Annotated in this window: 11 protein-coding genes and 7 tRNA genes; 16 read left to right on the top strand and 2 right to left on the bottom strand. The window is 29.9% G+C overall.

Annotated elements, in window-relative coordinates:
* The first annotated feature begins 1 nt into the window (after window position 1).
* The 3 genes from FBF02_RS04655 to FBF02_RS04645 are packed head-to-tail and all read left to right on the top strand — an operon-like array spanning window position 2 to window position 2732.
* Window positions 2-979: an agamatine deiminase gene (locus FBF02_RS04655; RefSeq protein WP_002855829.1), complete on the top strand. Its 978-nt coding sequence runs from the start codon at window positions 2-4 to the stop codon at window positions 977-979.
* Complete coding sequence (locus FBF02_RS04650; protein WP_002853697.1) at window positions 976-1863, top strand: cation diffusion facilitator family transporter; 888 nt, start codon at window positions 976-978, stop codon at window positions 1861-1863. The genes FBF02_RS04655 and FBF02_RS04650 overlap by 4 nt, the downstream gene beginning before the upstream one ends.
* The gene (locus FBF02_RS04645; RefSeq protein ID WP_002853261.1) at window positions 1860-2732 is read left to right on the top strand and encodes an N-carbamoylputrescine amidohydrolase; all 873 of its coding nucleotides are present in this window, start codon (window positions 1860-1862) and stop codon (window positions 2730-2732) included. Before FBF02_RS04650 ends, FBF02_RS04645 begins: the two co-directional genes overlap by 4 nt.
* Before the next feature lie 11 nt (window positions 2733-2743).
* Here FBF02_RS04645 and FBF02_RS04640 read toward each other — a convergent pair whose 3' ends face one another.
* Window positions 2744-4090 (bottom strand): SH3 domain-containing C40 family peptidase, encoded by a 1347-nt coding sequence (locus FBF02_RS04640; protein WP_002853331.1) that lies wholly within the window; start codon window positions 4088-4090, stop codon window positions 2744-2746.
* Between the two features lie 48 nt (window positions 4091-4138).
* Here FBF02_RS04640 and pif1 point away from each other — a divergent pair, with 48 nt between their 5' ends.
* The gene (gene pif1, locus FBF02_RS04635) at window positions 4139-5482 is read left to right on the top strand and encodes an ATP-dependent DNA helicase Pif1 (RefSeq protein ID WP_021034219.1); all 1344 of its coding nucleotides are present in this window, start codon (window positions 4139-4141) and stop codon (window positions 5480-5482) included.
* Between the two features lie 9 nt (window positions 5483-5491).
* Window positions 5492-6226 carry a hypothetical protein gene (locus FBF02_RS04630; RefSeq protein WP_002853278.1) on the top strand — a complete coding sequence of 245 codons (735 nt, stop codon included), beginning with the start codon at window positions 5492-5494 and terminating at the stop codon, window positions 6224-6226.
* Here FBF02_RS04630 and lolA read toward each other — a convergent pair.
* Complete coding sequence (lolA, locus tag FBF02_RS04625; RefSeq protein ID WP_002853302.1) at window positions 6223-6732, bottom strand: LolA-like outer membrane lipoprotein chaperone; 510 nt, start codon at window positions 6730-6732, stop codon at window positions 6223-6225. The genes FBF02_RS04630 and lolA overlap by 4 nt on opposite strands.
* Window positions 6733-6831: 99 nt before the next feature.
* Between lolA and secA the strand changes: the two genes are divergently transcribed.
* The 11 genes from secA to FBF02_RS04570 all read left to right on the top strand — a co-directional run bounded on the left by secA (window position 6832) and on the right by FBF02_RS04570 (window position 12611).
* Window positions 6832-9420, top strand: a complete 2589-nt coding sequence (gene secA, locus FBF02_RS04620; RefSeq protein ID WP_002858134.1) for a preprotein translocase subunit SecA — start codon at window positions 6832-6834, stop codon at window positions 9418-9420.
* Window positions 9417-10622 carry an ABC transporter permease gene (locus FBF02_RS04615; protein ID WP_002853329.1) on the top strand — a complete coding sequence of 402 codons (1206 nt, stop codon included), beginning with the start codon at window positions 9417-9419 and terminating at the stop codon, window positions 10620-10622. The genes secA and FBF02_RS04615 overlap by 4 nt, the downstream gene beginning before the upstream one ends.
* A 22-nt stretch (window positions 10623-10644) precedes the next feature.
* Complete coding sequence (locus FBF02_RS04610; RefSeq protein WP_002853310.1) at window positions 10645-11430, top strand: amino acid ABC transporter permease; 786 nt, start codon at window positions 10645-10647, stop codon at window positions 11428-11430.
* A 61-nt stretch (window positions 11431-11491) separates the two neighbouring features.
* Window positions 11492-11567, top strand: a tRNA-Lys gene (locus tag FBF02_RS04605).
* A 7-nt stretch (window positions 11568-11574) separates the two neighbouring features.
* A tRNA-Val gene (locus FBF02_RS04600) sits at window positions 11575-11650 on the top strand.
* A gap of 51 nt (window positions 11651-11701) precedes the next feature.
* A tRNA-Asp gene (locus FBF02_RS04595) sits at window positions 11702-11778 on the top strand.
* A 4-nt stretch (window positions 11779-11782) separates the two neighbouring features.
* Window positions 11783-11858 (top strand) — tRNA-Lys (locus FBF02_RS04590).
* Window positions 11859-11877: 19 nt separating this feature from the next.
* Window positions 11878-11953: transfer RNA gene (locus tag FBF02_RS04585), tRNA-Arg, on the top strand.
* 6 nt (window positions 11954-11959) lie between these two features.
* Window positions 11960-12035 (top strand) — tRNA-Val (locus tag FBF02_RS04580).
* Window positions 12036-12086: 51 nt separating this feature from the next.
* Window positions 12087-12163 (top strand) — tRNA-Asp (locus FBF02_RS04575).
* Window positions 12164-12230: 67 nt separating this feature from the next.
* On the top strand, window positions 12231-12611 hold the full coding sequence (locus tag FBF02_RS04570) for a hypothetical protein (protein WP_002853267.1): 381 nt from the start codon (window positions 12231-12233) through the stop codon (window positions 12609-12611).
* Window positions 12612-12632 lie beyond the last annotated feature (21 nt).

Genomic DNA, 12632 nt, shown 5'->3' with positions numbered 1-12632 from the left:
AATGATAAAATCAATTCCTGAATGGAGTGAGCAAGAATACCTCATGCTTTCTTTACCCCATGAAAAAAGCGATTGGAATCCCTACTTAGAGGAAATTTTGCAAAGTTATAAAGAATTTGTAAAAGTGGTAAGTGAATTTCAAAAAGTTTTACTTATAGCTCCTAAACAGAGTGATTTTGAAAATTTTAAAGATATAAAAAATGTAGAGTTTTTTAAATGTGATACCAATGATACTTGGATACGCGATTTTGGAGCTATAGATATAGTAGAAAATGGTCGTTTAAAAGCTCTTGATTTTACTTTTAATGCTTGGGGAAATAAATTTCAAAGCGAGCTTGATAATGCTGTAAATTCTAAGCTTTTTAAAGAAAAATTTAAAGAGGAGCTTAAAAAGGTTGATTTTATTTTAGAAGGAGGAAGTATTGACTTTAATGGAGAGGGTGTGATGCTTACAAGCTCTCATTGTCTTTTAAATGAAAATAGAAATTCTCATCTAAACAAAACTCAAATTGATACAAAATTAAAAGAAATTTTTGGTTTAAAGCAAATTATTTGGCTAGAAAATGGTTTCATAAAAGGTGATGATACGGATCATCATATCGATACCTTAGCAAGATTTATAGATAAAAATACCATAGCGCATTGTATTTGTGAAGATGAAGAGGATGAGCATTATTTGCCTTTGCAAAAAATGAAAGAAGAGCTTAAAAAAACAGGCTTTGATTTATTAGAACTTCCTATACCTAAGCCTTTATACTATGAAGAAAGAAGATTAGGAGCGACTTATGCGAATTTTGTTTTTATAAATAATGCTTTAATTGTGCCTTTTTACAAGGATAAAAATGATGAAATCATAGCTAAAAGACTTTCTAAAGCTTTACCTAATCATAAAATTATAGGAGTAGATGCAAGAGTGTTTTTACGACAAAACGGTTCTTTGCATTGTTCTTGTCAAAATCGTTTCAAAGGTTTAAGATGAGTTTGCAAAAAAAAGCAACTCTTGTAGCAAGTTTATGTGCTATTGTTTTAGCCTTGGTTAAATTTATAGTAGGCTTAACAAGTGGTTCTGTTGCAGTACTTTCAAGTGCGATTGATTCTTTAATGGATTTTGCTATTTCTGCTTTTAATTTTTTGGCTCTTAAAAAAAGCTCACAAAAGGCGAATGAAAATTATAATTTTGGTTTTTCTAAAATTGAAGCTTTAATGGGTTTGTTAGAAGGTGTTTTTATAGTTGGCGTGGGGATTTTTATTTTTTATGAGAGTATTTTAAAGATTTATTATAAAGAAGAAATTAAAGATTTAAATTCAAGCATCTATGTGATGATTTTTGCTTTAATTATGACTTTTTTTCTTGTACTTTTTTTAAATTATGTAGCTAAAAAAACCAAAAGTTTGATTATAGAAAGTGATGCTTTGCATTACAAAACAGATTGCTTAACCAATGCTTGTACTTTAGGGGCTTTGGTTTTGATTTATTTTACAAATTTACATATTATTGATGCTATTTTTGGGATAGTGATCAGTCTTTATACGGCATTTTCTGCTTTTAAAATCATTAAAAAAGCTTTAGCTTTTTTAATGGATGAGGCTTTACCTAAGGAACAAGTGGATAAAATTTGTACTTTGATTTCTAATAATCCTGAAATAATTTCCTATCATGAATTAAAGACGCGTAAAACTCCAAGTTGTAATTATTTAAGCGTGCATTTGGTTTTTTGCCCTATAATTTCGCTTTTAAATGCGCATAAAATTTCAGATGAAATAGAAGAAGGTGTGCGTAAGATGTTTGAAAATGAAAAATGGGATATACAAATTCATTTAGATCCTTATGATGATGCAGAACAAGAAAGGCAAAGACAATGAAAATCGCTTTAATACAACAAAAATTTCATTTAAATAAAGAACAAACTATAAAAAAAACTTGCGAATTTATAGAAGAAGCCTCTAAACAAGGAGCTGAGCTTGTTTGCTTAGGAGAACTTCATCAAAGTGAGTATTTTTGTCAAAGTGAAAATGTGGATTTTTTTGACTATGCTAATGATTATGAAAAAGATGTGAAATTTTGGGCAAATATAGCTAGAAAAAATCAAATAGTGCTTATTGCTTCATTGTTTGAAAAACGAAGTGCCGGACTTTATCATAATACTGCAGTGGTTTTTGAAAAAGATGGTTCTATAGCAGGCAAATATCGCAAAATGCACATACCCGATGATCCTTGTTTTTATGAAAAATTTTATTTTACTCCTGGAGATTTGGGTTTTGAACCTATAAATACAAGTTTAGGTAAGCTTGGAGTGCTTATTTGTTGGGATCAGTGGTATCCTGAAGCAGCAAGAATTATGGCTTTAAAAGGAGCTGAGATTCTTATTTATCCCACGGCAATTGGTTGGTTTGATAAGGATAAAGATGAAGAAAAACAAAGACAGCTCAATGCTTGGCTTGGCGTACAAAAAGGACATGCTATAGCTAATGGTTTATATGTAGTAGCTATCAATAGAGTAGGTTTTGAAAAAGATGTAAGCGGGGTAGAAGAGGGCATTAGATTTTGGGGAAATTCTTTTGTTTTTGGCCCTCAAGGTGAAGAACTTTGTCTTTTAGATTCTCAAAACGAATGTGTAAAAATCATAGAAATAGATAAAAAAAGAAGTGAAAATGTGCGTCGTTGGTGGCCTTTTTTGCGAGATAGACGCATAGAATATTTTACAGATTTAACTAAAAGATTTATTGATTAAATCAATAAATCTTATTTGTTTTGTATATTTTCAAGATAGCTTTTTATTTGCTCTTTTTCTTGTTCGTTTAAATTTATAAAACTTATTTCTTTAAGTCTTGATAAAAGCAAATTATCTTCTAAAATTTCATTTTTTCCTATTTCTAAAGAAGTGATGACGCTAGAACTTATGAGAAGTCTTTGGGTTGCATCTTTTCTTAAGCCCCATATATTATGTATGGCAATATTATTATCTGTAATTTGCCCTGCATAAAGCATAATATGTCCAGGTAAATAAAGTAAACTAAGATAAGCTTTCCCAAAGCGGTTTAAAAAATCTTTTTTTTGAGAATTACTAAGAGTGCTTATATCAAAATGATTAAAAGAATTTTTTTGTGCAGCTGAATTTCTTGGTAGATAAAGTCCAAAAGCTGAAAAGATATCACGAGTTAGTAAAGAACAATCTCTTTCAAAATTATAACCGCCCCAGCCATAAGGCAAATTTAAAACTTGTGAAAGTTGATTTTTTAAATTTTTATCATTGAATTGTAAAGGAAATTTAGATACATCTTTTTTAGAAATTTTATATTTTTTAGAACCTATTTTTCCATAAAAATAGTTTTTATCTTCTTTGTAGTAAGGATAGATAGCACCAATTCTACTTTCAAATAAAAATTTACCATCCTCGCTATAGATAGCAAATTTTTCTTTTAGTGGTGTGATAAAGTTGAGATTTTCATAGATTTTCGCTCTATCGTTTGAGAAAAATTCCAAATTTTTACTTTCAACAAATCCAAATCCAGCTTCACCTAAAACAAAAGCATAACGCTTATCTTTACTAAAATGTGAAATTAAGACAGGGGCTCCAGTATTTAAAATGCCATCGCTTGCATAGTCAAAAGGAATTCCTTCATTTTCAAAAAAAGGATTTTTTAAGATAGCTCTTTGGGTTGGAAGATTTTTAATGATTGTATTTTGGATAATTAAAGCTTTTTGATTAAGTTTACCGAATTCTTGGATATTTGCGTTATTTATAGCGTTTTTAAACCATGAAAGTGGAATAATTTGTTTATTGAAAAAATAATAAGTATTTTTTGAATTTAAATATAAAGGAAAGGACCAAAAAATATTTTGTCCTTTGTAATTTTTAAATGAATCATGCCAAGGGTTAAAGAAATATTTTTTATATCGTTTTGCATCAAAATTAATATCGTAAGCAAATTGTGGCAAAATGTTTACATTTTGTTCGTATTCAAGTTTTACATAATGTTGATTTTCATTTTTTTGTTCTAAATTTTCACGATGAAGTGAAGTTAAATTTTTTGTTGAACAAGCTGTTAAAAATAGCACTATAAAAGTAAAATATAAACAAGATTTCATAATCAACCTTTTAGAAAAAATAGTTATAATTAAAGCCAAGGAAATATAATGTTTGATAAACTAGAAAAAATTTTAGCTTATGATAATGTTTTTTTAAGTGGTGGTGCTGGAGTTGGTAAAAGCTTTTTGACAAATGAGCTTATCAAATCTTATAGAAAACAAAAAAAATTAGCCATAGCTCTTGGTTCTAGTGCTCTATCGGCGTTTAATATAGGCGGTGTTACTTTACACAGCTTTTTTTGTTTAGGGTATTGTGATGATATGATGAAATTAAGTGTATTGGATCGCAATCAAAAACAAAAAGAAAAATTAACAAAACTTAAAGAGCTTTTAAAAACGATTGAGCTTATTATTATCGATGAAATTTCCATGGTTAGTGCAAATGTTTTTGAAATGATAGGCTTTAGACTTAAAAATTCTCAATTTAATGGAAAAATTTTAGTTGTTGGAGATTTTTTTCAACTGCCTCCAGTAATTAAAGAAAAAAAAGAAACTTTATTTAACCATTCTTATTATGCTTTTTCTTCATTTTTTTGGCAAGATTTAAATTTTAAGAATATTAAACTTTCTCAACCTAAAAGAACGCAAAATATGGAATTTTATAACCATTTATCTTTGATTAGACAAGGTTTTTTAGATGAAAAAATTTTAAGCTTTTTTGAATCTTTGCGAATTGATTATAAAGAATTAGAAAATTTAGAAAATGATTATACTTTACTTTGTGGTATCAATAAAAAAGTAAACAATATCAATCAAGAAAAATTAAGCAAACTTGAGACCCCGCTTGTATGCTTTAAGGCTCAGGTTAAAAAAGAAGATAAGAGAATAAAAGATGAAGAGCTTGATTCTTGGATTAGAAGCTTAAATATATTGGAAGAATTAAATATTAAAATAGGCGCTCGTATTATTTTTTGCGTAAATAATTGGGATAAGAATTATTATAATGGAGAGCAAGGCATTATAGAAGATATTCTTTATGAAGAGGAGAAAATTTATATTAGCATTATTAAAAATAATGGGATGAAAATTTTACTTGAACCTTATACTTTTTTCATGGAAGAACTTGAGCAATCAGGTAAAGATTTTGTTGTTAATATTCTCGCAAGTGTTACACAGTTTCCTATTAAATTAGCTTATGCTATTACTATACACAAATCACAAGGTATGAGTATTGAAAAATTAGTGTGTGATATTGATCATATTTTTGAAAATGGACAGCTTTATGTCGCTCTTTCTCGCGCTACAAACCCAAATACTTTAAAAATTTATTCTACAAAAAAGATAAATTTTGGATTTTATTTTGCTAATATTTTAAAAATAGATTCTAATGTGATTGAATTTTATAAAAAACATAATTTTTTAGATCTCGAAATACAAGAACAAATCATTTAAAGGCATTAAATGAAAAAAATATTTTTAAGTGTTTTTTTGGTTTTGAGTTTAAATGCTCAAAATCTTGAAATAGATAAAATAAGAACAGATTTGTATTCTAAAAGTGGAGCAAATGTTCTTAAAAAAGTTGAAATTTCTTTGGAATTTGATGGGAATAATTTAAAAGAAAATGAAAATAAGTTAATTGATGCTGTAAATACAGTAATTTCAGGGTTTTTTTATGAAGATATTTTTACAGAAATTGGAAAAAATAATTTTAAAAAAACTTTAGAAAAATTTTTAGATAAGAAATATAAGATTAAACTAGATGATATATATATCATATCTTTAAGTGGAGTGGAAAAATTTGATTTAGAGGAGTTTAAACGCTTTTTAGAAAGTACTGAGGCTAAAGAGAAGGGTATGGGTAGCGAGGTAAAAAAAGCACTTGAAAACTTAGAAGTTCCTAAAACTCAAGTTCCTAGTGTTGAAAAGATCCCAACTCCTAGTGTTCCAAATTTAGAAGTCAAGCAAGTTGAACAGCTTTTCAAAGATCCAGATGAAGAAAATAAAAATGACAATGGAGAAATCAATATAGATAATTTAAATACACCTAAAATGACTCCAGATATAGAAGAAAAAATTAAAAGAGATTTAATCGCCAATCCTCCACAAATATTCAAAGAAAATAACGCAAGCAAGCCTTATCATTTGCCACAAACAGGCTATGATATAAAGCTTGATGAGAATTCAACGCAAAATTAGCGAACTATATCATAATTTTGCGGAATTTTTGCCTTAAAAACATCGGAATTAATTTTTGGATTTTTAATTTGATTGTTTAGATTGATTATAACATCATTTTCAAATTCATCTTTATAGGATATGCTTTGAATTTGCTCTTGATTGAGTTTAATTGTATAATTTATATTATCATATTTTGCTACAAGTTTATCTTTGTCTATAAGACTTGCTTTTTTGAAAATTTCATTAAGATTTGGAATGTTATCAAGATGAGAGAAAATGACTTGTTCTAGATCGTGCTCTACTATGGTTACTTGATTTTTGTTGATATAAATCTCTTTTTTACTAGGAGTATCATAACTCCAATATGCTTGATCTTTACTCAGTATAAAATGCCCAGAATAAGAAAGTGTAGAGTTTTTGGATTTCACTATTTGGGTAAAATTGCTTGAAAAGGTATTAAAATTAAGATCAAGGGCAAAAAGTTGTCCTATAAAAATAAAAAATATCAAGAATGTTTTTTTCATTTATTTTCCTTAAAAAAATATATTTTTTATGTCATTCTAGCTAATTTTAATTAAATAATCGTTATAATGATAGCTTGAAAAATTTATAAAGGTTTAGAAATGTTTTTAAATGCTTTAAAAGCCGTGTTTGGCACAAAAAATGATCGTGAAGTTAAGAAATATTTCAAGCGTGTAGCACAAATCAATGCTTTAGAAGGCAACTATCAAAATTTAAGCGATGATGAATTAAAAGCTGAATTTGCAAAATTTAAAGAGCAAATTTTAAGCGGAGAAAAAAACGAAAATGATGTTTTAAATGATGTTTTTGCTATAGTCAGAGAGACAGGTAAGAGAACTTTAAATATGCGTCATTTTGATGTGCAGTTAATCGGTGGTATGGTTTTGCACGATGGAAAAATCGCAGAAATGAAAACAGGAGAAGGTAAAACTCTTGTAGCGACCTTACCTGTTGTTTTAAATGCCATGAGTGGCAAAGGCGTACATGTCGTTACAGTAAATGATTATCTAGCCAAAAGAGATGCTGAGCAAATGAGTGCGATTTATAATTTTTTAGGTTTTAGTGTTGGCGTGGTGCTTTCTTCTCAAAATAGTGATATAGAACACAAGCAAGCTTATGATTGTGATATTACTTATGGAACCAATAATGAGTTTGGTTTTGATTATTTGCGTGATAATATGAAATTTTCAAAAGCTGAAAAAGTTCAAAGAGAGCATAATTTTGTTATCGTAGATGAAGTAGATAGTATTTTAATTGATGAGGCAAGAACTCCGCTTATCATCAGTGGTCCTACAAATCGTACTTTAGATGGTTATATTAAAGCCAATGAAGTAGCTAAACAAATGCAAAAAGGTGAAGCAGTTTTACCCCCTGCAAAACCTGAGGGTGATTTTGTAGTAGATGAGAAAAATCGTAATATTTTAATTACAGAAGCAGGTATTGCTAAGGCTGAAAAACTTTTTGGCGTAGAAAATTTATACAGTCTTGATAATGCTATCTTAGCTCATCAGCTTGATCAAGCCTTAAAAGCACATAATCTTTTTGAAAAAGATGTGCATTATGTTTTAAGAAATAATGAAGTTATCATTGTTGATGAATTTACAGGGCGTTTAAGCGAAGGACGTCGTTTTAGCGAAGGATTGCATCAAGCTTTAGAAGCTAAAGAAAATGTAAAAATTCAAGAAGAAAGCCAAACTCTAGCAGATATTACTTTTCAAAATTATTTTAGAATGTACAATAAACTTGCAGGTATGACAGGAACTGCACAAACAGAAGCGACTGAATTTTCTCAAATTTATAGTTTAGATGTTATTTCTATACCGACAAATATTCCTATTAAAAGACAAGATAAAGATGATCTTATCTATAAAACTCAAAATGAAAAATTCAAAGCTGTAATTGAAGAGATTAAAAAAGCCAATGCTAAAGGTCAGCCTGTACTTGTAGGAACCGCAAGTATAGAGCGCAGTGAAGTTTTTCACAATATGCTTGTAAAAGAGAAAATCCCTCATCATGTTTTAAATGCTAAAAATCACGAGCAAGAAGCTTTGATTATCCAAGATGCAGGTAAAAAAGGTGCTGTAACTATCGCTACAAATATGGCAGGTCGTGGTGTGGATATAAAAATCGATGATGAGATTAGGGCTTTGGGTGGGCTTTATATCATCGGTACAGAAAGACATGAAAGCCGCCGTATTGATAATCAACTTCGTGGTCGTGCAGGAAGGCAGGGTGATCCTGGAATAAGTCGTTTTTATCTAAGTTTAGAAGATAATCTTTTAAGAATTTTTGGTGGGGATCGTATTAAAAGTATTATGGATCGCTTGGGCATAGAAGAGGGCGAAAGCATAGAATCAAGAATCGTTACAAGAGCGGTTGAAAATGCGCAAAAAAAAGTTGAAAGCTTGCATTTTGAAAGCAGAAAGCATTTGTTAGAATACGATGATGTAGCAAATGAACAAAGAAAAACTATTTATCGTTATCGTAATGAGCTTTTAGATGAAAACTATGATATTAGAGCTAAAATTTCTCAAAATATCGCTGAATATAGCGCAAATGTAATGAATGATTATATGCTTGACGAAAGCGGTTCTAATGTAAATTTTGAAAATTTGAAAGCAAAAATTTTGTATGAATGTTCAACTCAGATTAGTGAAAAAGATTTTGAGAATTTAAGCGTCATTGAAATGCAAGACAAGCTAAGTCAAATTCTTGAAAATTCTTATAATGAAAAGATGTTAAGACTTGAGATTAAAGAATTGCGTAATATAGAGCGTATTTTATATTTGCAAGTTTTGGATAATGCTTGGAGAGAGCATTTGTATCAAATGGATATTTTAAAAACAGGAATAGGACTTCGTGGATACAATCAAAAAGATCCTCTTGTGGAATATAAGAAAGAAAGTTATAATCTTTTCTTGGAGTTGGTCAATCGTATTAAATTTGATAGTATTAAACTACTTTTTAGCGTGCAATTTAATCAAGAAGAGGCGCAAAATTTAGAAAATAAAGCCAATGAAGAAAATGAAAAGCTACTTCAAAGCTCAGTAGAAATGGGCGCAAGCGAAGATAATCTTGGCGAAGCTGAATTTAAAAAAGTTCCACGCAATGCTCCTTGTCCTTGCGGAAGTGGAAAAAAATTTAAAGAATGCCATGGAAAAAGTGGTCCTAAGCAAGGAATTTTAGCTTGAATAAAAGCGTTTTAAAATATTTACTTTTTAAGTATTTAAGATTTGATAAAGAGCAACCCTTTATCAATCTTTCTATGCTTTTGGCCTTTTTAGGAGTTTGTGTAGGACTTTGCGTTTTGCTTGTAGCTATGGCAATTATGAATGGTTTTGATAAAGAATTTGAAAAACGCTTTTTTGTGATGAATTATCCTATTACTATTTTGCCTAAATTCTACGCTCCTGTAAATGATGAATTTATAGATGAGTTAAGAAAAACATTTCCAAATTTGTTATTTAGCCCTTATTTAAGCACTCAAGTTGTTGTAAAGGGAGATAATCGTTTTGAAGGTGGTGTGCTTTTTGGCGTTAATTTTAATGATGAAAAAAAAATAAACGAAGTGGTTGCTAAAGCTTTAAAGGATGAGAATTTAAGTGGTTTTGATATACTTGTAGGATCAGCACTTACTGATGAATTTGGTTTGCATAAAAATGACAAACTTTCACTTATTTTTTCAAATCTTAATCCTAGTGGATTTTCTTTAGTACCGCAAACTAAACGTTTTGATGTTAAAGCGCGTTTTACTTCAGGGCTTGCATTTTATGATAAAGCTTATATGTACACAGATGTTGATGCATTGAAAAAAGTACTTGGAATACCTAAAAATCCAAATTATGATGGAATTCATGTATATAGCGATAATGCTTTTAAGGATGTTGAAAAAATTAAATCTTATTTAAAAGATGATTATGCTGTGGTGGGTTGGTGGGAGCAAAATAAAAATTTTTTTTCAGCCTTAGAACTTGAAAAAAGAGCGCTTTTTATAGTGTTGATGCTTATTATTTTGGTTGCAAGTTTAAATATAGTAAGTTCTTTATTGATGATAGTAATGAATCGTCGCAGTGAAATAGCACTTTTACTTGCTCTAGGTGCAAGCAAAAATGAGGTAAAAAAGAGTTTTTTTGCCTTAGGTATGCTTATTGGTGGTGGTGGTATGATAGTGGGTGTGGTACTTGCATTTTTTGCTTTATGGCTTTTGGGAAATTTTGATATTGTAACTTTACCTGTTGATGTTTATGGAACCAGTAAATTACCACTTGATTTGTCTTTAATGGATTTTTCTTTAACCATTGTGGGTGCTTTAATAATCATAGCTTTATCATCTTTTTATCCTGCAAAAAAAGCAACTCAAATTAATATTTTAGATACTTTAAGAAATGAATAAATTGTAATTTTGGAGATTTTTATTGTCTTTGTTTACTCAAAAAAATAAGAATTTTAAACCTTTAAAACCTCTATCAAAGTCAAAAATAATCACTAATTTAATTCTTTTGATTTTATTTTTAATATTGTTTTGTTATTGTAGTTTTAGTATAAGTGCTTATCATTTTGATTTTAGCGCAATTGCAACCTATAAAGAAAAATTTCTTCAAGGTTTTTTAAATACTTTAATAATCAGTTTTTTTTCTTTATTGTTGAGTATAATTTTGGGTGGAGTTTTTTGTGCTTTTTCTTTAAGTTCGATTGTTTTTTTAAGATTTTTATCTACATTTTACATAGAGCTTGTCAGAGGAACCCCTTTACTAGTGCAGGTATTATTGATATATTATATCATTGCAAATAATTTAGGACTTGATAATCGATATGTGGCTGGAGTTATTATTTTATCATGTTTTTCTGCTGCTTACTTAGCTGAAATATTTAGAGCTGGAATTTTAAGTATTTCTATATCTCAGCTTGAGAGCGCTAGGGCTTTAGGGTTAAAAGAGATGCAGGTTTTTGCGTATGTAATTTTTCCCCAAGCTTTAAAAAATATTTTAGCACCGCTGAGTGGACAATTTGCAAATTTAATTAAAGATAGTTCCTTATTAAGCGTTATTGCTGTAAATGAATTAACCCAAAGTGCGCAAGAGATAAATTCTTATACTTTTGCTACTCTTGAAGCTTATGTAATTTTGGCTATTACATATCTTGTTTTGACTTTACCTATAAGTATATTTTCTCGTTATTTGGAGAGAAAATGCCAAAAATGATTTAAAAAAGCTTGACAAATAGAGCTAATTTTGGCATAATCACATTTTTATTTCAGAAAATGTCTCGTTAGCTCAGCCGGTAGAGCATCTCCCTTTTAAGGAGGGGGCCGTTGGTTCGAATCCAACACGGGACACCATTATAAAGGTCGCTTAGCTCAGTTGGTAGAGCGCCACCCTTACAAGGTGGATGTCATAAGTTCGAGTCTTATAGTGACCACCATTTTATAAAATCATAAATAGGTTTTATAATCTTTACTTCTTTACTTTGGATGCAGCGGTAGTTCAGCTGGTTAGAATGCCGCCCTGTCACGGCGGAGGTCGCGGGTTCGAGCCCCGTCCGCTGCGCCATATTGTCTCGTTAGCTCAGCCGGTAGAGCATCTCCCTTTTAAGGAGGGGGCCGTTGGTTCGAATCCAACACGGGACACCATTTTTATTGTTAGGGTTATGACCCTTTCGTCTAGTGGCCCAGGACAACACTCTCTCTGTGTGGAAACAGAGGTTCAAATCCTCTAGGGGTCGCCAATCATAGGTCGCTTAGCTCAGTTGGTAGAGCGCCACCCTTACAAGGTGGATGTCATAAGTTCGAGTCTTATAGTGACCACCATTTTATAAAATCATAAATAGGTTTTATAATCTCTACTTCTTTACTTTGGATGCAGCGGTAGTTCAGCTGGTTAGAATGCCGCCCTGTCACGGCGGAGGTCGCGGGTTCGAGCCCCGTCCGCTGCGCCATCTTGCTTGGTAACAATTTTATAAGTATAATTTACAAAATAATAAAAAATAGAGCTAAGGAAAAAAAATGCTTATTATTGGACATAAATTATTAAAAAATTTAGATTTTTCTTTTATTGAAAGTGTTGAAGAAGTTAAAGATAATAAAGTTTATTGTATTGTTTATGATGAAAAATTGATTTCTTATTTAAGTCAAAATGATTTTGAATTTGCTATTTTAGTTCAAAATAAAGATGAGATATTTTTAGCCAATGCTTTAGGAGCTAAGTTTTTGCTTTGTAATGATAAAAAACTTGCAAAATTTGCTAGTAAGGTTGCAGAATTTTATGTTTTTGATAGTAGGGTTTTAATGATTGTTGATAAATTAGAGAATTTTAAAAAATTTTATAAATTAAAAATCGATGGAATTATTTTAAAAGATAATATAGATAATTTTCCTAAAAACTGATAAATTCTTTTGTAAAATAAG

The organism is Campylobacter sp. CFSAN093226 (assembly GCF_012897595.1).
Taxonomy (GTDB): domain Bacteria; phylum Campylobacterota; class Campylobacteria; order Campylobacterales; family Campylobacteraceae; genus Campylobacter_D; species Campylobacter_D jejuni.
Note: the sequence above shows the minus strand (reverse complement) of the source record. Positions and strands in the feature narration are given on the sequence as shown.